This window comes from Nocardia nova NBRC 15556 (assembly GCF_001613005.1).
GTDB classification, from domain to species: domain Bacteria; phylum Actinomycetota; class Actinomycetes; order Mycobacteriales; family Mycobacteriaceae; genus Nocardia; species Nocardia nova.
This window is the reverse complement of sequence record NZ_BDBN01000094.1, coordinates 1-19616: the sequence shown is the minus strand read 5'-3', so window position 1 is coordinate 19616 and position 19616 is coordinate 1. Positions and strand designations below refer to the sequence as shown.

Annotated in this window: 17 protein-coding genes; 2 read left to right on the top strand and 15 right to left on the bottom strand. The window is 68.8% G+C overall.

The window, feature by feature from the left end:
- Positions 1 to 43: 43 nt before the first annotated feature.
- Together NN2_RS29770 and NN2_RS29765 are read right to left on the bottom strand one after the other, a co-directional pair.
- Entirely contained in the window at positions 44 to 541 is a 498-nt protein-coding gene (locus NN2_RS29770) for a WKL family lipoprotein (RefSeq protein WP_104363133.1), read from the bottom strand.
- Between the two features lie 112 nt (positions 542 to 653).
- Complete coding sequence (locus NN2_RS29765; protein WP_228818057.1) at positions 654 to 1982, bottom strand: DNA polymerase IV; 1329 nt, start codon at positions 1980 to 1982, stop codon at positions 654 to 656.
- Positions 1983 to 2218: 236 nt separating this feature from the next.
- Here NN2_RS29765 and NN2_RS29760 point away from each other — a divergent pair, with 236 nt between their 5' ends.
- Positions 2219 to 3097 (top strand): UTP--glucose-1-phosphate uridylyltransferase, encoded by an 879-nt coding sequence (locus tag NN2_RS29760; protein ID WP_063017888.1) that lies wholly within the window; start codon positions 2219 to 2221, stop codon positions 3095 to 3097.
- Positions 3098 to 3153: 56 nt separating this feature from the next.
- Here the strand turns inward: NN2_RS29760 and NN2_RS29755 are convergent, their stop codons facing one another.
- Positions 3154 to 3567, bottom strand: coding sequence for a MarR family winged helix-turn-helix transcriptional regulator (locus NN2_RS29755; protein ID WP_036523975.1), 414 nt, complete (start codon positions 3565 to 3567; stop codon positions 3154 to 3156).
- Between the two features lie 88 nt (positions 3568 to 3655).
- On the opposite strand from NN2_RS29755, the gene NN2_RS29750 reads away from it, so the two are divergent.
- Positions 3656 to 4810, top strand: coding sequence for an ABC transporter permease (locus tag NN2_RS29750; RefSeq protein WP_063017901.1), 1155 nt, complete (start codon positions 3656 to 3658; stop codon positions 4808 to 4810).
- A 112-nt stretch (positions 4811 to 4922) separates the two neighbouring features.
- On the opposite strand, the gene NN2_RS29745 is transcribed toward NN2_RS29750, so the two are convergent.
- The 12 genes from NN2_RS29745 to murG all read right to left on the bottom strand — a co-directional run bounded on the left by NN2_RS29745 (position 4923) and on the right by murG (position 19293).
- Entirely contained in the window at positions 4923 to 5498 is a 576-nt protein-coding gene (locus NN2_RS29745) for a C40 family peptidase (RefSeq protein ID WP_063017899.1), read from the bottom strand.
- Positions 5499 to 6027: 529 nt separating this feature from the next.
- Positions 6028 to 9249, bottom strand: coding sequence for an isoleucine--tRNA ligase (ileS, locus tag NN2_RS29740; protein ID WP_063017886.1), 3222 nt, complete (start codon positions 9247 to 9249; stop codon positions 6028 to 6030).
- A 316-nt stretch (positions 9250 to 9565) separates the two neighbouring features.
- Positions 9566 to 9766, bottom strand: coding sequence for a hypothetical protein (locus NN2_RS29735; RefSeq protein WP_030514704.1), 201 nt, complete (start codon positions 9764 to 9766; stop codon positions 9566 to 9568).
- A gap of 133 nt (positions 9767 to 9899) precedes the next feature.
- The gene (wag31, locus tag NN2_RS29730) at positions 9900 to 10733 is read right to left on the bottom strand and encodes a DivIVA-like cell division protein Wag31 (RefSeq protein WP_030514705.1); all 834 of its coding nucleotides are present in this window, start codon (positions 10731 to 10733) and stop codon (positions 9900 to 9902) included.
- 75 nt (positions 10734 to 10808) lie between these two features.
- A complete protein-coding gene (locus NN2_RS29725; RefSeq protein WP_030514706.1) occupies positions 10809 to 11111 on the bottom strand; it encodes a YggT family protein in 303 nt (100 codons plus the stop codon).
- Positions 11112 to 11234: 123 nt separating this feature from the next.
- A complete protein-coding gene (locus NN2_RS29720) occupies positions 11235 to 12038 on the bottom strand; it encodes a cell division protein SepF (protein WP_063017884.1) in 804 nt (267 codons plus the stop codon).
- Between the two features lie 187 nt (positions 12039 to 12225).
- On the bottom strand, positions 12226 to 12948 hold the full coding sequence (locus NN2_RS29715) for a YggS family pyridoxal phosphate-dependent enzyme (RefSeq protein WP_063017897.1): 723 nt from the start codon (positions 12946 to 12948) through the stop codon (positions 12226 to 12228).
- Between the two features lie 44 nt (positions 12949 to 12992).
- Positions 12993 to 13718: a peptidoglycan editing factor PgeF gene (pgeF, locus tag NN2_RS29710; protein ID WP_030514709.1), complete on the bottom strand. Its 726-nt coding sequence runs from the start codon at positions 13716 to 13718 to the stop codon at positions 12993 to 12995.
- A 387-nt stretch (positions 13719 to 14105) separates the two neighbouring features.
- Positions 14106 to 15326 (bottom strand): cell division protein FtsZ, encoded by a 1221-nt coding sequence (gene ftsZ, locus NN2_RS29705; RefSeq protein WP_063017882.1) that lies wholly within the window; start codon positions 15324 to 15326, stop codon positions 14106 to 14108.
- 424 nt (positions 15327 to 15750) lie between these two features.
- Positions 15751 to 16527 (bottom strand): cell division protein FtsQ/DivIB, encoded by a 777-nt coding sequence (locus NN2_RS29695; RefSeq protein WP_082857377.1) that lies wholly within the window; start codon positions 16525 to 16527, stop codon positions 15751 to 15753.
- Positions 16528 to 16573: 46 nt separating this feature from the next.
- Entirely contained in the window at positions 16574 to 18019 is a 1446-nt protein-coding gene (murC, locus tag NN2_RS29690) for a UDP-N-acetylmuramate--L-alanine ligase (RefSeq protein WP_063017892.1), read from the bottom strand.
- 98 nt (positions 18020 to 18117) lie between these two features.
- Positions 18118 to 19293: an undecaprenyldiphospho-muramoylpentapeptide beta-N-acetylglucosaminyltransferase gene (gene murG, locus NN2_RS29685; protein WP_063017878.1), complete on the bottom strand. Its 1176-nt coding sequence runs from the start codon at positions 19291 to 19293 to the stop codon at positions 18118 to 18120.
- Positions 19294 to 19616 lie beyond the last annotated feature (323 nt).

Here is a 19616-nt window from a genome sequence, read left to right as displayed (position 1 = left end):
GGCGTTCCGCGCGGAACGCCGGCCCGGGCCGGTACGACGAGAACTACTCGCACGCGGGCGACTGCTGGCCCAGGTTCTTCAGTCCGGCGCAGGCCCAGCTCTTCTGCAGCTTCCAGCTGTTGTCCTGGGCGACGAACGGCACGTCGGCCTTGGTCGGCGCACCGCCGTTGACGGAGAAGTCCACCTTCGCGGTCAGCGTGTCGCCGCCGAGATACGCCACATCGGTGACGTTGATCTTGGCGTTGTTCTGCTGGTAGGCGTCGGTCAGCTTCTGCATCATCTCGGGGTCCTTGGCCAGGGCGTCCTGACCGTCCTCGAGCCACTGCGCCTTCTGCGCGGCCGGCACGCCCGGGTCCAGCGCCTGCGCCAACTCCGAGTTCAGATCGGCGACCGTGGGCACCGGCGGCACGTTGGCAGCCGAGGTGGCGGCGGCCTTGGTCGTGGTGGACTTGTGGCTCGAGTGCTTGTCACCGCTGCCGCAGGCCGACATGCCGAGCGCAGCCACGACTGCCAGGGTGGCGACCGCGATGCGTCCAGTCATCTGAAGCTTCAATGCTCGTCCTTTGCGTTCGAGTTGGTCTGGTTCCGTTCACGTGACAGCTCCCACCCGACCGGCGGCAGTGCACGAGTGGCCTCACGCTACCCGCCAAATTTCAACGAAGACTAAGGAGCGGATCGGCCGGGGTGAGATCGTCATCGTCGGCAGCGAACGTATACGCCGGTCCCGGCCCTGTCGAGCGGGTCTCGAATCGGACGGTGACCCGGCCGTGCCCGCTGCCCTGTACCCAGCCGTGGCCATACCGGGGATGGCCGACATCGCGTCCGGGATACCAGAACTCGGTGGTGTAGGAACGCGTCGGCGGCGGCACCACGGGCTCGGCCGCCGGCGCCGACGCGGCGATCGGCTCTTCGAAGATCGCGGCGCCCACCGCACCGGTGTCGCGGTCGAGTTCGGGGAACAGTGATTCCTGCCGCACCGCGGACAAACCGCCGAATCCCACGCCCACCAACCGGATCGAGCCCAGTTCGACGGGATCGATGGCCGAGCGCTGAGCCGCGGCGGTGAGCGTGGCCGGATCGGTGGTGGCGTAGGGCAACGTGAGCGAACGCGTCACGATGCTCATATCGCCCTTCTTCAATTTCAGGACCACCGTGCGGGCCGCGCGGCCGTCGCGCAGCAGCCGCCGGTGTGCGGCCTGGGCCATCGCCTCGATCGCCGGGCGCAGCTGCGCCAGCGTGACGATGTCGGTCTCGTAGGTGGTTTCGGCGCTGATCTGTTTGGCCTCGGCCCGCTCGGCGACGGGTCGTTCGTCGATCCCGCGGGCGAGCCGATGCAGCGCCGCGCCGACACTGCCGCCGAGCAGCGAGACCGCCTCCGGCTCGGGCAGCGCCGCGAACGCACCGACGGTTTCGATGCCCACCGACCGCAGCCGATGTTCGGCCACCGGCCCGATACCCCACAGTTTGCGCACCGGCAGCCCGGCCAGCAGCGCCTGCTGTTCGGCCGGTGAAATCACCCGCACCCCATCGGGTTTCGCGAGTCCCGAGGCGATCTTGGCCAGTTGTTTGCCGGTACCGGCGCCGACCGAGGCCACCAGCCCGGTTCGCTCCCGCACCGATTGCCGCAGCTGCTCGCAGAATTCGCGCACCCGCCGGACATCGGCGCCGGCGAGTTCGGCGGGTTCACCGAACGCCTCGTCGAACGACAGCGTCTCGAGCACCGGAATCCACGACCGCAGGGTTTCGAAGACCTGCCCGCTGACTTCGCCGTAGACCACCCCGCGCGGCGGGATCACCACGGCGGTGACGCCGACCAGCCGGCGCGCCTGATGCATGGGCATCGCCGACCGGGCGCCGAAGACCCGCGCCTCGTAGCTGGCGCCCGCGACCACGCCGCGGCCGCCCATCCCGCCCACGAGTACGGGCCGGCCGCGCAGCGTCGGGCGGGTCAGCTGTTCGACCGAGGCGAAGAAGGCGTCCATATCGATGTGCAGCACCCAGCGGCGCGCCGCGACCGTGTCGGCGCCGAAATTGCTGTCGGATTCCTGTGCGTGCAGATGCACGGCCGGCCCACCCCTGGCACCCGTACCGACCCCGGCGGATGCGCGCTGACCAGGCACGAGACCTCTGGTAGCCGCATCGGGGACAGAGTGCATACCCGGAAATCTACGCGTGGGGACCGACATATCCGGCGGCGGAAGTGTGTGATGATCGGTTCATGACCATCCGCAAGGCAGTGATCCCAGCCGCCGGCATCGGCTCCCGCCTGCTGCCGCTGACCAAGGCCATCCCCAAGGAGATGCTGCCGGTCGGCGACAAACCGGTGATCGAGCACACTGTGCGGGAGCTGGTAGCCTCCGGCATCACCGATATCACGATCGTGGTGAGCGGCGGGAAGTCCCTGATCCAGGACCATTTCCGTCCCAATCCGGCATTGGTGGCGCAGCTGCGCGCCGACGGCAAGTCCGCCTATGCCGACGCCGTGGAAGAGGTCGGCGAACTCGGCCGGCTCGGCCACATCACCTATCTGGACCAGCACGGTCCCTACGGCAACGGCACCCCGGTGCTCAACGCCGCCCGCACGCTGGGCGACGAGCCGATGCTGGTGCTGTGGCCCGACGACGTCTTCGTCGCCGAGGTGCCGCGGGCGCAGCAGCTCATCGACGCCTACAACAAGACCGGTTCGCCGGTGCTGGCGCTGATGCCGATGGATCCGGCCGACTCCCAGCGCTACGGCGTGCCGGTGGTCGAGGATTCCTTCGAGCCCGGCCTGATGCGCATCAGCGGGCTGCGGGAGAAGCCGAAGCCGGAGGACGCGCCCTCGGCCTACGCCGCGATCGGCGGATACGTCGTGACCCCCGGCATCGTCGACGAACTGCGCAAGCAGGTCGACAAGTGGTACACCCACCGCACCGGCGAGGTGTACCTGACCGACGCGATCAACGTGTTCGCCGCCTCGAACCCGGTCTACGGACAGGTGATTCGCGGCCGCTGGTACGACACGGGCAATCCGGCGGACTATCTGGTCGCCCAGTTCGCCTCCGCGCTCAGCCATCCCCAGTACGGGCCGCTGCTGCGCGAGCTGTGCAAAGAGTGACCAGCACGGTGTAACGACCCGCCCCTCCGGGGACGGGCGTGGGGGAAGTGCGGCGTTCAGCCGCCGTCGGCGGCGTTGTAGCGCTCCAGATAGGCGGCGAGCTGGGCGACGTCGCGATCGTCCCAGTCGCGGAAGCGCTCGTTCACCGCGGCACTGCGCGCGCGTTCGGAGTCGGCCGCGACGCGCCTGCCGTCGGGCGTGGCGTGCAGGACGTGATTGCGGCGGTTGGCCGGGTCGACCTCCTTGACCAGGTAGCCCTGCTTCTCCAGCGCCGCCACCTGCCTGCTCATCGTGGATTTGTCGAGCACGAAGTAGTCGGCCAGTTCGGCGGCCAGGCAGCCGTCGCGCGCGATCACCAGATCGAGAATGCTGTAGGCCACCAGCGGCAGCTCCGGATGCAGTTCCGCGGCGCGACCACGGGCGCGACGGGCGAACGCGGTGAGCTCACGCTGAATTGTCTGAATCGCCACAGTGCGCGACGGGTATGGCTGCGACCCCTTCATGGTTGTATAGTACAACAAACAATAGTTGTATTTACCAACCTTTGGAGTGGCGAACATGTCTCCGCACCAGCTACGGCACATGGCCGGACATCTGCTGACCCCGTTGCTCATGTGCCTGGGCATGGGCCTGGCCTATCTGGGCGCCTTCCACCAGCCCGAGCCCAACCACGTGCAGGTCGCGATCGTCGGCGACAGCCCCGAGGTCAAGGTGATGGCCCAGACGCTGAAGGACCGGGCGGGTGACGCGCTCGAGGTCGTCACGCTCGCCGACCGCGCCGATGCCGTCGACCGGCTGCGGCATCGGGATCTGGCCGGCGCCTTCGTCCCGGATGCGCAATCCCCCGAACTGCTTGTCGCCAAGGCGAATTCGGACACCACCGCCATGGCCGTCGAGACCGTGTTCGGCGCCGTCACCGCCCAGCAGAATCTGCCGCTGCACACGATCGACGTCGCGCCCACCGCCTCGGGCGACCCGACCGGACAAGGCCTGTTCTTCGTGCTCGTCGCGCTCAGTATCGGCGCCTACGGCAGCGTCGCCGCGATCAGCGTCGCCGGAGCGGGCACGCGCATGGCCGTGCGGGCGCTCACCGCGGTGGCCACCTCGTTCGTCGTGAGTGTGATCGGCATCGTGCTCGCCGGACCGGTCTTCCACGTCGTCGACCACGACTACGCCTCGATCTGGGCGATGGGCTGGTTGTACGCCGCGGGGATCCTCTTCATCGGCATCGGCCTGCACCCGTTCCTGAAGCGCTGGACCACGCTCGCGGTGATGGTGCTGTTCGTGATGCTGAACTTCACCACCTCCGGCGGCATCTACCGACCCGAACTGCAGAACGGCTTCTTCGGCGCCCTGCATTCGTTCTGGAACGGCGCGGGCTTCGTCGAGGGCGCCCGCAGCCTGCTCTACTTCGACGGCAACGGCGGCCTCGGCGGCCGGATCGCGAGCCTGGCGCTGTGGTTCGCGGCCGGTGTGGTGCTGGTGCTGGTCGGCGGCGTCTACGAACGCCGCCGCGACGCGCAGTCCACGGCACATGTTCCGGCGCACGCGGCCACACCCGGCGCCGCGCACTCCGCCGTCCCGGTCACCAGCGGAATGCCTGTCGAAGCACACCGCCCCGGTACATCGATGCCCGAGAACGCCGCAGCCCGCGGAGACATCGACGAGGACTCCGACGCCGAGGAGGAGATCGAACAGGCGGTGGGCGTCTGAGCTCCCGCCCCTCCGAGCGGATCGGCAGATCGCGACGGGACGCACGCACACCGCCGAGTAGTCGGCGAGTGTCCGGACTGCGGCGCGAGATCCCGCAGCCCGGACACTCGGCTCAGAAGAAGCGCCGGATCGCGTAGATGTCGAATTCGCTCAGCGGCGTCAGCCCGATCGGCACGCCGGGCCCGTAGGCGTTGAGCAGCATGCCGCCGCCGGCGTAGATGCCCTCGTGCGAGCCGTCGGTATTCACGATGACCACATCGCCGGGCATCATCGCGCCGACCGGCACGGCGCTGCCGGCGGTGGCCTGCTCCCAGGTGGTGCGCGGCAGCATGATGCCGACCTGCCGGAACGCCCACTGCACCAGCCCGGAGCAGTCGTAGGCGTTGGGCCCGGTCCCGCCCCATTCGTAGGGCTTGCCCGCCTGCGAACCGGCGATGCTCAGGGCGATCGACGCCCGCGGGCTGGGCAGCGGTAGCGCCGCCGAACCGCTGGCGCTACCGGAGCCTGATCCGCTCCCCGACCCGGAACTGCTCCCGGAATCGCCGGAGAGGGAGGAACTGCCGGTGTCGGCGGGTGCGGCGGTGGCCGGACCCGCCCAGATCGATACGGAGACGGCCGCGGCGATCGCGGCCAGGAGATAGCGGGTGGATCTGCGGCGCGAGGATCCGCGCACGGATGACGGTGCCATGTGCTCGCCCTTCATTACATGTAGCCACCACGGCACGCCGACCGGCGATTACACAGCACACAGCATGGACTTGGGATGGCCGCTTCCCCACGGGCATCTCAGCCGGTCAACTACCTGGTAGTGCAGTTTTCAGCGGGGGTCGATCCGGGAAAAACACCTAAGCTCAACTAAAGAGTGACGGTTGCTGTGACATAGCTGTTTTAGCGCAAGTCACATGCACACCACAAGTGCCAATCCGCAACCGTGATCCGCTCCGGCCTCACAGGACACACTCCAGGTCATACCGGGAATCGGCGAATCGCCCACCCCGCTCGCACCTGTCGCCGCCCGCCACGGCCATGTGTAACCCTCGTCTAGCTGGGTATACGTGGGACCGACCCCGACCTGACAGCGGACGCGACCTGCCCACGCGGCCCATCGATCTCGCACCCGCTCTTTCCCCTAGGCGGGCAGAAATTCGCAGCGCGGTAACGAACGAGCCCGGTCCGCCAGAAGCGGACCGGGCTCGTTTCGCGACTCGCGCGCGTACTCAGGCCTTGGCGATCGCCGCGCGTACACCACCGACCACGTCGGCAGCCCCGGCGCCCGCCGCGCCGAAATCGAGTGCGGTGGCGAGGATCTCTCCGGCGATGAGGTCACGGTGGGTCCGCGCCCACTCCGCACGCTCCTGCGGCACCTCCAGGACCACGGTGATGCGGTCGGAGACGTCGAGGCCCAGCGACTTGCGGGTCTCCTGCAGGTCGCGGATCAGGTCACGGGCCCAGCCCTCGGCCTCGAGTTCCTCGGTGACCTCCGAATTCAGCACCACCAGGCCGGCATTGCCGGGCAGGGCGGCGGTGGATTCGGGTTCGGCCGCCACCAGGCGCTGGGTGTACTCCTCGGGCAGCAGCGCGATGCCGTCGTCGCGGCCGGGGACCAGCGCCTTGACCACACCGTCGTCCTCGCGCCACTGTCCGGACTTCACCGCCTTGATCACGTGCTGGACGTCCTTGCCCAGCCGCGGACCGGCGGCGCGGGCGTTGACGACCAGTTCGAACCGGCCGTGGGCGGCCACATCGGTGGTCAGGTCCACCTTCTTGACGTTGACCTCGTCGGCCACGAGATCGGCGAACGGACGCAGCCGCTCGGCATCCGGCGCGGCGATGGTGACCTCGGACAGCGGCAACCGCACCCGCAGGTTCTGCGCCTTGCGCAGGCTCAGCACCGTCGAGCACACCGATCGCACCTCGTCCATCGCCGACACCAGCTCCGGATCGCGCGGCAGTTCGGTCTCGCCCGGCCAGTCGGTCAGATGTACCGACCGCTCCCCCGTCAGCCCACGCCAGATCACCTCGGTGATCAGCGGCAGCAGCGGGGCGGCCAGCCGGCAGGTGACCTCCAGCACGGTGTGCAGGGTGTCGATGGCGTCGCGGTCCTCCTCCCAGAACCGCGAACGAGACCGGCGCACATACCAATTGGTGAGCGCGTCGGCGAACGAACGCAGTTCGTCGCAGGCGGTGGCGATGTCGTAGACCTCGAGCGCCTCGGTCATCACATCGCGGGCCGCGGCCAGTTTGGCCAGGATGTAGCGATCCAGCACATGCGCCGAATCCGTCCGCCACACACCGGGTTTCGAGGCGTAGAGCTGCAGGAACGTCCACGCGTTCCACAGCGGCCGCAGCGCATGGCTCACGCCTTCGCGGATGCCGCGCTCGGTGACGATCAGGTTGCCGCCACGCAGCACCGGCGACGCCATGAGGAACCACCGCATGGCATCGGAGCCGTCGCGGTCGAACACCTCGTTGACGTCGGGGTAGTTGCCCTTCGACTTGGACATCTTCAATCCGTCGTCGCCGAGCACGATGCCGTGCGCCACAACGGATTTGAACGCCGGCCGGTCGAACAGCGCGGTCGAGAGCACGTGCAGGTTGTAGAACCACCCGCGCGTCTGCCCGTTGTACTCGACGATGAAGTCACCCGGGCTGTGCGCCGGGCGATCGGGCGTGCCCTCGAACCATTCCTTGTTCTCGAACGGGTAGTGCACCTGCGCGTAGGGCATCGACCCCGACTCGAACCAGCAGTCGAGCACCTCGGGTGTGCGCCGCATCATCGACTTCCCCGTGGGGTCGTCGGGGTTCGGGCGCACCAGCTCGTCGATGCCCGGCCGGTGCAGATCCGCCGGGCGCACGCCGAAGTCGCGTTCCAGCTCGTCCAGTGAGCCGTACACGTCGACCCGCGGGTAGGCCGGATCGTCGGAGATCCACACCGGGATCGGCGCACCCCAGTACCGGTTGCGGCTGATGTTCCAGTCGCGCGCGTTCTCGAGCCACTTGCCGAACTGGCCGTCGCGGATGTGCTCGGGCACCCAGGTGATCTGCTGGTTCAGCTCCACCATGCGGTCGCGGAACTTCGTGACCGCCACGAACCACGAGGGCACCGCCATGTAGATCAGCGGCTGACCCGATCGCCAGCTGTGCGGGTAGGAGTGTTCGATCGTCTCGTGCCGCAACAGCTTTCCGGCGGCCTTGAGGTCCTTGATGATGACCGGATTCGCGTCGAATACCATCAGGCCCTCGTACGGCGGCACCATCGAGGTGAACTTGCCGCCGGCGTCGAGCGGCTGCACGACCTCGATCCCGTTGGCGGAGGCGACGTCCATGTCCTCCTCACCGAACGCGGGCGCCAGATGCACGACGCCGGTTCCGGAGTCGGTGGTCACGTAGTCGGCGTTCAGCACGCGGTGGGCGTGGGGGTGGCCGAGGAAGAAGTCGAACGGCGGCCGATAGCGCAGGCCTGCCAGCGCCGCGCCCGAGTGCTCCGAGAGCACCTCGAGTCCGTCGTCGGCGGTGCCGAGTTCCCGGGCGTAGTGCGAGACCCGCTCGGTGGCCAGCACGTAGCGCTTACCGTCCTTGCCGCGCACGTGGGCATAGGTGATGTCCGGGTGGACCGCGATCGCCAGGTTCGACGGCAGCGTCCACGGCGTAGTGGTCCAGATCAGCGCGTTGGCGCCGTCGAGCTCGTGCAGCGGATGATCGGGCGCGACCTCGAGCAGCATGTCGACGGTGACCGCCGGATCCTGGCGCATCCGGTAGGCGTCGTCGAGGCGCGCCTCCTGGTTCGACAGCGGCGTCTGCTCGTACCAGCTGTAGGGCAGCACCCGGAAGCCTTGGTAGACAAGACCTTTGTCGTACAGCGACTTGAACGCCCACATCACCGACTCCATGAAGTCGAGATCGAGGGTCTTGTAGTCGTTGTCGAAGTCGACCCACCGCGCTTGGCGTGTCACATAGTCACGCCACTCATTGGTGTAACGAAGCACAGAGGATTTGCACGCGGCATTGAATTCCGCGAGGCCCATCGCATCGATCTGTGATTTGTCCGTGATACCGAGTTGCTTCTCCGCTTCGATTTCCGCGGGCAATCCGTGCGTGTCCCAACCGAAGCGCCGCTCCACGCGCTTACCGCGCATCGTCTGGAACCGCGGAACCAAATCCTTCACATATCCGGTGAGCAGATGTCCGTAATGTGGCAAACCGTTGGCGAACGGCGGCCCGTCGTAGAAGACGAACTCGTCGCACCCCTCGGCGGACGCCGGCGCAGACACTGCGCGGTTGTCGATGCTGGCACGGAAGGTGTCGTCGGCGGCCCAGTAGTCCAGCACCCGGCGCTCGAGCTCCGGGAACGACACGCTCGCGCCCTGCCGCGAGCCGGCATCCGCGGCGGTGAAGTCGACGCGGGGATAGGCGTTGCGGGTGGATGTCTCGTCCGCCATGGCGGCTGTGGTCTCCCTCGTGCCAGTGCGCTCGTTCGGCGCAGTCGGTGGGCACGGGGACGACGTCGGCGCCTGTGCGCCGCTGCCGCGGTACCACCCCGCTTGTCCGGCCGGATGTTCCGGCGGGCGGACCTCTCGTTGCGAGCTGTGACGGGCTCACCCGTTCGGTTCTACTGGGCGCCGGTGGGCGCCGTTCTTCCGAAGGCTCCCCGGTGATGGCCGGATCACTGCCGATCTACAGGTTTGATTGTAGCCAGTGCGGGCAACGTTATTTCCGTGCCCTGCTCCCCACCCCGTTCACCGCACCCGTGCCCGCTCAGCGTTTGGCATGACGGCCGGGACGCGATTGCGGGCCGTCCTCGGGCTCACGCATGGCCAGCGCGCTGACCAGCAGCAGGATCGCACCGATCACGCAGACGACGATGCAACCCCACGCCCAGATCACCGATCCGGTCGTCAACGCCGTCACCAACAGGGCGAAGCCGATCGCGGCCAGGACGAGCGTCAGAACGAGCATGGTCACCCCCTAGGCGGGCAGGGCGGGCCGCAGCGCCCCCGAGGGGCCGGGCGGCTCGGCAGAACTACGACCACACAGCGGCATGCGACGCCGGACCCCGCGTATCGGCGGGGTGGCGGGCACCCGGGACGAGCTATTTGCCACCCTTGGCGTACGACGCCGGACCGTGGCTGTTCGATACCGCCTCGAAGGCCTCGCCACCGTCGACCGGAACGGCCGAACCGCGGTTCTCCAGCTCCTCGAGCTGCGATTCCAGGTAGGACTTCAGACGCACCCGGTACTCGCGCTCGAAGGTCTTCAGCTGCTCGATGCGGCTCTCCAGCACGCTGCGCTGCTGGGTGATGGTGGCCATGATCTCGGTGTGCTTGCGCTCGGCGTCGGCCTGCAGGGCGTCGGCCTTCTCCTTGGCCTGGCGCAGCTGGCTGTCGGACCGGGTCTGCGCGTCCGACAGCAGCGAATCGGCCTTCTGCCGCGCCTCGCCGACCATCGCGTCCGAGCGGGTCTGCGCTTCGCTGACCATTCGCTCGGAATTCGCCCGGGCGTTGGAGAGCAGCTGTTCGGCCTCGGCCTTGGCGTCGGTGGTGAGCCGGTCGGCCATTTCCTGTGCCAGGCTCAGCACCTTCGCGGCCTGCAGGTTCGCATCCGCGGCGGAGTTGTCCTTGGGAGCCACCGGCGCGGCGGCCTGCACCGGCATCGGCGGCGCAACGGGCGCGGGTTTCGGCGGTTCCGGTTGCGGCGGCGCGGGTTTCACCGCCTGCGGCGCGGGACGCGACTTCTTGGCATCCGCCAATTCGGCATCCAGCTCAGCAACCCGCTGGCGCAGGTCCGCATTCTCCTCGATGAGGCGCGAGAGCTCCTGTTCGACCAAGTCGAGGAAGGCGTCGACTTCATCCTCGTTGTAGCCGCGCTTCCCGATCGGCGGTTTGCTGAACGCGACGTTGTGCACATCGGCTGGAGTCAGCGGCATGGAAGGATCCCTTCGCGCTTCGTACGGAGATCTAGCGTAGATCTTCTAGCAAGCTCTTCTTCTCGGCCCATTCTGTCACACCGGAGCTATCGGCTGCCCGAGCCTGCTGACGATGGACATCAGAATGAACACGATGAAAAGTAGGACCATAATCGACAGATCCAGTCGAATTCCCCCCAAGTTCACGGGAGGTATCAGGCGCCTCAACAGTTTCACCGGCGGATCGGTGATCGTGAAGATCACCTCCAGAACGACGGCGACGAACCCCCGCGGATGCCAGTCGCGCGCAAAGCTGCGGATGAACTCGACGATCACTCGGCTGATCAGCAACAGCCAGAAGAGGAACAGGAGTACATACAGCACCTGAAACAAGGCCACCTGTCCACTTTGCCTCAGATTCGGTGTCCTGCAAACTCCCCGCGCCGTGCATCCGGCGTCCTTTCCCCCCACGCGGCTCACCCGACCGGGGCCGCCGCCGCGCCGCGGCACCCGGTTCGGGGTTTATTTCTGGTTGTAGAAGCCGTTTTCGGCGATGCGCCGGCGCTCCTCGGCCGATACATCGACATCCGACGGTGAGAGCAGGAACACCTTGGTGGCCACCTTGTCGAACGAACCACGCAGCGCGAACGCCAATCCGGCGGCGAAATCCACCAGGCGGCGCGCGTCGGCGTTGCTCATTTCGACCAGGTCCATGATCACGGGCGTACCGTCACGGAAACGCTCGCCGATGATCGCGGCCTCGGCATAGGTGCGCGGACGCAGTGTCGTGATCTTGGACAACGGACCTCCGTCCTCGAAGACGGGGGCGCGGCGCGGAGCCGGCTCGAACCGGGCGCGCTCCTCCATCCGCCGCTCTTCCATCCGCCGTTCGGCCTCGGGATCGACCGCCAGCGCACCGTGCGTGGTGCCACGCACCATCGGAGTGCCACCGCCGAGTCCGCGCGAGCGGCCCGAAGGTGCGGATTCGATCCGGGTCGGGCGGCGCAGGGGCTCGTAACGGTCGTCGGAGTAGGACTCGTCGGCGAACTCCGAGCGGCGCGGCACCGTGTAGCCGGGCTGATAGGGCGCCTTGTAGGCCGGCTCCGGGTAGCCCGGACCGTCGGCGAAGCGGTCGTCGCCGAAACGCGAGCGCCCGGCGTCGTACGGATCGTCGTCGAAACGCGAGCGGCGCACACCGCGGTCGTCCGCACCCAGCGGACCACGGTCGTCGATACCCCGAGGGCCACGGTCGTCGACGTAGTCGTCTTCGTATTCCTCGAGCGGGACCATGCCGAAGTAGGCCTTGAACCTGTGCAGCGTACTCATGCTCCCACCTCACTAACGCTGGGCTCCAGCACGAGCATGCTCGTGGCTGCGCTGATGTCTCGCTCGCTACGCTCGCTCATCCTGGTCGACCTTCCTACGGCCCCGACTGACCTGGGGTGTTGAAGTCCTGCTCAGACCTCGTCAGCCCCAAGCATATGTTTCGAATGTGACTGATGAGGTTTCTTTGCTACTGCGAGGTTATCGGTCGCGCGCCCATCAGAGCAGTACCGACACGCACGCAGGTAGACCCGTGTCGAATGGCGGCCTCGAGGTCGCCCGACATGCCCGCCGACAACTCGGTCGCGCCCGGATGCGCGGCCAGCAGCGTGCGATGCAGACCGGCCAGTTCGGCGAAGGCCGGGTCCGGGTCCGCGCCCAGCGGCGGAATCGCCATCAGGCCCGCGAGCTGCAGATTCTCGGATTTCGCGACCTGATCGGCGAGCGCCGGGAGATCATCCGGGACAACGCCGCCGCGCGCCGGATCGCGATCCAGGCTCACCTGCAGTAGCACACGCAGCGGATCCGCGCGCGCTCCGTCCGCACGCGCGGCCGCCGTAGCGGTGTCAAGGGCCCTCACCAGACGCTCCGAATCCACCGAGTGCACCGTATCGGCCCAGCGCACAACCGATTTCGCCTTGTTGCGCTGCAATCGGCCGATCATATGCCAGCGCATCTGCGCCAGATGGCCTAATGAGGCCACCTTGGCGGAGGCCTCCTGCTCTCGCGATTCGCCGAATTCCCGCCGGCCGAGCCGATACAGGATCTCCACGTCGGAGGCCGGGAAGTATTTGGTCACCGGCAGCAACCGGACGGTGGCCCGATCGCGCCCGGCGGCGCGGCACGCGGCATCGATGCGATCTTCCAGGCGTGCGAGAGCGGCGGCGAGCTCGGCCTCCCGAGACTGCGGCATCCCCGGCCCGGATTCTGTTGTGCCGACCTCGGATTCGGCGTGATTCACCGCTCCCCCTCCATCCAGATCACCCCGGCGATGCGGCCGGTGGGCGCGCCGCGGCGGTGGCTGAACAGGGTTTCGTCGGTGATGGTGGAGCGCGGATCGACCGCGACCGCGCCGACCCCGGCCGCTTCCAGCTGACGGCGGATGCCGGCTCGCAGGTCCAGCCCGGGCGTACCGCGCCGGGTCGTGGTGGCGCTGCCGGGCAGATGGGCCTCCACATCGTCGCGCATGGCGGCGGGCACCTCGTAGTCCTCGCCGCCGGCGGCCGGTCCCAGGAAGGCGCCGATGCGGTGCGGCTGGGCGCCGACCGACATCATCGCCTCGAGGACCTTCGGCACGATGCCGATGCGGGCGCCGACGCGTCCGGCGTGCACGGCCGCGATCACACCGGCCTCGTCGTCGGACAGCAGCAAGGGGACACAGTCGGCGGTGAGGACCACCAGCGCGAGATTCGGCACGGTGGTGACGAGCGCGTCGGTCACCGGAACCGGTTCGGCGCGCGGGCCGTCGACGATCTCGACGTTGCGGCTGTGCACCTGCTCCATCCAGACCAGGCGGCCGGGCGGCAGGCCGATGCCCTCCGCGAGTCGAATCCTGTTGCGGCGCACGGCTTCCGGATCGTCGCCGACGTGGTCGCCCAGGTTGAACGAGTCGTAGGGCGCCACCGAGAACCCACCGGCCCGCGTGGTCGTCACCCGTCGCGTCCGAACCGAAGCCTGTGTCATATCTCCGAGATTAATAGGCCGCGCCGGTTCGGAGTCGAGCCCGCCGCCGAGTGATCCGGAACGGATGTGGCGAGGCGGCGGAACGGGGCACAGCGCGAGCATGACCGCCGAAGTACCCACGGCGTGCGAGTTCATGCACACGACAGTGCCGCCACACGAGATCGCCGCGTTCACCACCGCCGGGTGCGACGGCTCCCCTCGCGGTGTCCGGTATCACACGTCGTCGCCCCGGGACATCGACGGCGACACCCGACGACCCACACCAGACCCTGCCCGGTGCCGGACCACCGGAATTTCCGTGGCACACAGGTTTCGATCGGCCTCCACGGGCCGCAAACGCCGCTGCCCCCTCCGAAACCTCGGAGGGGGCAGCGAGATCGGCGTCTGCTACCGGCGCATGAAATCGGGGACGTCGACGTCATCGGTGTCCTCGTCCGGCATCTGAATGTGTGAGCGGCTGTTGTGCGCGATGGTCGGTTCGGCGACCGGGCGCGGTTCGTAGGACGGGGCCGGGCCACGCGCAGGCGTCGGGTCGGCCGTGCGCTCGGGCTCCGGCTGGCGGGTGCTGCCGAACTCGCGGCGGGTAGTGGACTGGCCGATGTCTCCGGCTCGGCCCGCGCCGATATTCGTTCTGCCCGCCGGTTCGATGCGCCGGGCCGGGGTGCCCCCGTCGAAGCCGGCGGCGATCACCGTGACCCGGACCTCGTCGCCGAGCGAATCGTCGATCACCGTGCCGAAGATGATGTTGGCCTCGATGTGCGCGGCCTCCTGCACCAGCGAGGCGGCCTCGTTGATCTCGAACAGACCGAGGTCCGATCCACCCGCGATCGACAGCAGCACGCCGTGCGCACCGTCCATCGACGCCTCCAGCAGCGGCGAATTGATCGCCGCCTCCGCGGCTTTCACGGATCGTCCCTCGCCGCGCGAGGAGCCGATGCCCATCAGGGCCGAACCGGCGCCGGACATGACGCTCTTGACGTCGGCGAAGTCGACGTTGATCAGACCCGGGGTGGTGATCAGATCGGTGATGCCCTGAACACCGTTGAGCAGCACCTCGTCGGCGGAGCGGAAGGCGTCCATCAGGCTCACCGCCGCGTCGCCGAGCTGGAGCAGCCGGTCGTTCGGGATCACGATGAGGGTGTCGCAGGATTCGCGCAGTGCCTGGATACCGGCCTCGGCCTGGTTGCTGCGCCGCTTGCCCTCGAAGGAGAACGGCCGCGTCACCACACCTATGGTCAGGGCGCCCAGCTTGCGGGCGATCGAGGCCACCACGGGCGCGCCACCGGTACCGGTGCCGCCGCCCTCGCCGGCCGTCACGAAGACCATGTCGGCGCCCTTGAGCACCTCTTCGATCTCGTCCTTGTGGTCCTCGGCGGCCTTGCGGCCCACCTCGGGATCCGCGCCGGCGCCGAGACCGCGGGTGAGTTCGCGGCCGACGTCGAGTTTGACGTCCGCATCACTCATCAGCAGTGCCTGCGCGTCGGTGTTGACGGCGATGAACTCGACTCCCTTGAGTCCCTGTTCGATCATCCGGTTGACGGCGTTCACGCCGCCGCCGCCGATACCGACGACCTTGATCACTGCAAGGTAGTTGTGCGGGGGCGTCATGGGCTCTCGCCTTCCTTCGATCCAAAGCCTGTCGTTTTCGGATTCTCGGCAGAGCGCCGATTCGAGGTCCCCGGTCCGCCCGGGTTTTCACTCGGACAAACCCTAAACCTGAACCATAGGGTTGGCGTTATGTCAAGTATCCGACTGGTGCGGAACGCTATTCGCACCCGTCGCGATCCGTGCGCAGGCGCGCCGACACGAGGGTCAGAATCTTGTGTGATCCGTCTCGTCCGAGCCCGTCGGGCATGGTACCGCGAACGGCCGCCGCAGACACCGAGATCGGGTCTCGATATCCGCACGACCGCGGATTCACCGGCCCCGCACGCGACTGCGGCACCCGGACGGGCCCAGGTGCCACGGCCATCACGCACGGCCATCGACTCCCGGCCGCCGGTCGAAAACCGCAACGGCACAACGAGTGTCACTATCTTACCGTTACCAGATCGGGACTCGAAACGTCGAATACCGTTCCCGGGCGCGTCAGCACCGGAAGCACCACCGCGGCTTTGCGTTCGGAGTCGTCCGTACCGCCCCAGACCACCGTGCGGTCGTCGCGCAGCTTCAGTTCGATATCCGAAACCGACCGCGCCACAACCTCTCCCACCTGCGCACGAAGCGCCGGCGGGGCGGCATCGAGAACCGCGACCGCGGCCCGGGTCACCGGATCGGCGCTGCCGGGGTGGTCGGTGACCAGCTTCGCGACCCCCGGCGGCGGCGGTTCGATCGCGAATTCGACGCTGTCGGCGTCGAGCAGATGCGGTCCCTGCGGACTGTCGAAGAACACCACCGCGGTGCGCTCGTCCACCGTGACCCGCACCGTGGACGGAAACACCCGCTGGACCCGCGCCGCCCGCACCTTCGGCAGCGACGCGACCCGGCGCGCGATCGCGTCGGTGTCGATGCGCAGCATGGAGCGGCCGCCGGGGATCTGCAGCACCGCGCGCACATCCTGTTCGGGCACCGCGGACGCCCCCTCGACCTGCACGGTGCGCACCGAGAGCGCGGGAGTGAAGTAGGCGACCACGAGCAGCACGATCACCACGACCACGATCGGCGCGCCCCACAGCAGGATTCGCCGCCACCGGCCGTCGAAGGGCAGCCGCGCGCGGGTCCCGGCGCGGCGGAGACGGTTGTCGCCGTCCGCCGCGAACTCGTCCTCGGCGTCCGGATCGGACTCGTCGATCGTCGCGCGGCGTGTCATGTCCACCTCCCTCTCCGGCCGGCACCGCCGGGCGGGGGCGCCGTGTTCACCGTCCCGTCGACGGGCGTACCCGCAGTCCGTCCAGAATCTGCCCGCCGAGCATCGTCACGTCGCCGGCTCCCATGGTGATCACCACGTCCCCCGCACGCGCCAGGCTCGCGGCCTGCCGGCCCACCCGCGACATATCCGGTTGGTAGTGCACGGGTTTGGTGACCGCCTGGGCCACCAGTGCGCCGTTGACCCCGGGCAACGGCTTCTCGCGGGCGCCGTAGACGTCGAGGACCACGACCTCGTCGGCCAGCGACAGCGCCGCGCCGAACTCCTCGGCGAAGGTGGCTGTGCGGCTGTACAAATGCGGCTGGAACACCACGATCACCCGCCCCTGCCGGGAGCGGGCGCCGTCGGCCGCCTCCTGGCGGACCAGTTCGGCCGCCGCGCCGAGCACGGCGCGTACCTCGGTCGGGTGGTGGGCGTAGTCGTCGAAGACCCGCACCCCGTTCTCCCGGCCGACGAACTGGAAGCGCCGGTGTACGCCGCCGAATCCCTCCAGGCCCTGCAGGATTTCGTCTACGTCGGCCCCGGCGTCGCGGGCGGCGAGCAGCGCGGCGAGGGCGTTGAGGGCCATATGGCGGCCGGGCACCGACAGGCGCAGCGTGCGCGGCGCGGGTTCGTCGCCCAGGTGCACCGTGGCCACACCGCCCACGTCGCGCGGCTCCCAGGCCACCAGCCGGGCCTGCATCGGCACCGGCACGTCGACCGTTTCCGCCGAGCCGTAGCCGGCCACCCGGATATCGAGTTCTCCGGCCGCCACGCGCTCGGCGACCCGGCGGGCCAGTGCCAGCGAGCCGGGGTCGTCCAGGCAGACCACGAGCAGTCCGCCGGGGACCAGTCGGGCCACGAAGTCGTCGAACACCTGGACGTAGGCCTCGTCGGAGCCGAAGAAATCCAGATGATCGGATTCGATGTTGGTGACCACGGCGACGTCCGGATCGTATTGCAGCAGTGAGCCGTCCGACTCGTCGGCCTCGGCCACGAAATAACCGCCGGTGCCGTGATGGGCGTTGGTGCCCGCCTCGTTCAGCTCACCGCCGACGGCGAACGACGGATCGAAGCCGCAGTGCTGCAACGCCACCACCAGCATGGAGGTGGTGGAGGTCTTGCCGTGGGTACCCGACACCAGCAGGGTGTGGTGGCCGCGCATCAGTTCCGCGAGGACCGTGGGACGCATGAGCACCGGCACACCGCGCCGATTAGCCTCGACAAGTTCGGGATTCGTCTTCGGGATGGCGGCATAGGTGGTGACCACCGCACTCGGGCCGCCCTCCAGCAGATCCAGCGCACTCGCGTCGTGGCCGATGCGGACCTGGGCACCGCGTGCCCGCAACGCCAGCACGCCGCGGCTCTCCTTGGCGTCCGAGCCCGACACCTCGCCGCCGCGGGCGAGCAGAATCCGCGCGATCCCCGACATGCCGGCACCGCCGATGCCGACCATGTGGACCCGCCGCAACAGTTCCGGCAGTTCGGCGGGAGCCTGCCCGGTGTGGTTCACCGGGTCCGCGGCTCCCACTGCGGCCGTCTCGTTTCCTCCGGTCACCGTCCGGTCACCTCCAGCACGATTCGCGCCACCGTATCCGCGGCGTCGCGATGTCCGGCACCGGCGGCGGCGACCGACATGTTCGTCAGCGCGGCCGGGTCGGTGAGCAGCGCGATCACCTCGTCCATCACATACTTCGGCGTCATCTCCGCATCGGCGACGATTCTGCCACCGCCCTGCGCGACGATCGGGCGGGCGTTGAACTCCTGCTCGCCGTTGCCGTGCGGCAGCGGCACGTAGAACGCCGGCAGGCCGACCGCCGACACCTCGGCCACGGTCATCGCGCCCGAGCGGCACACCGCGGCGTCGGCGGCGGCATAGGCCAGATCCATCCGCGACAGATACGGCACGGCAACGTATTTCGCGCCGTCGCGACCGGATTCGGTATCGATGCCCTCCAGATCGAGGGTGTTCTTGGGACCGTGCGCGTGCAGCACCGAGATACCAGCCGCCAGCAGTTGCGCGGCCGCGCCGGACACCGCCTCGTTCAACCGGCGCGCGCCCTGGGAGCCACCGAAGACCAGCAGCACCGGCCCCTGCTGGGGCAGGCCGAAGTGGTCGCGGGCCTGATTGCGCAATCCGGCCCGGTCGAGGGTGGCGATCGAGTCGCGCACCGGAATTCCGACCACCTCGGCGTCGGCGCGCCCACGTGCGTGCACACCCGAATTCGGCACGGCGGCGAGGACACGCGCCGCGCGGCGGGCGCCGAGCTTGTTCGCGATCCCGGCCTTCACATTGGCCTCGTGCACCACCAGCGGCACCCGGCGCGAGCGCCGCAGCACTCCCCCACCGGCCGCGAGGTAGGCGGGCACCGAGACGTAGCCGCCGAATCCGATGATCACATCGGCCTCGACCGCGTCGATCACCGCGCGGGTGCGGGCGACCGCGGCGCGGACCCGGCCGGGCAGGCGCAGCAGGTCGGCGGTGGGTTTACGCGGCAGCGGGACCGGCGGAATCAGCTCCAGCGGATAGCCGCGTTCAGGGATCAGCGTCGTCTCCAGCCCGCGCTGGGTGCCCAGTGCGGTGATCCGGATCGAGGGATCCAGCCGGCGCAGTGCGTCCGCGACCGCCATCGCGGGTTCGATATGCCCGGCCGTGCCCCCACCGGCGACGATCACCGAGAGCGTCCGTTGCCCGGAACCCGTCGTGCCGCCGCTCTCGCCGGTTGTCACCTCGAATTACCTCGTTCTCTCGCATGTGTCATCGGATAGCTGGGCTCCCAGGCCCGGGTCGTGCGCCACGACGACGCTCCACGCGCCTCCCGCCGTCCGGCGTCGGCGCTGCGTCGTCGTGCCGAATCCGAATCTATCGACCGCCGGGGTATCGCCGCACCCCCACCCCGCGCCGGAGCGGCCCCGCGGGACGTGCCCGCGCCGCGCGACCGACCGGATTTGTCCGACCGCTTGCGCGCCGGCGGCAGTTCCCGCCGGCGCGGGCCGGAGACCGCGCGGGCCCGGCCGGCGCGAGCGGGTGCGTAGGTTTCCGGGATCGGCAG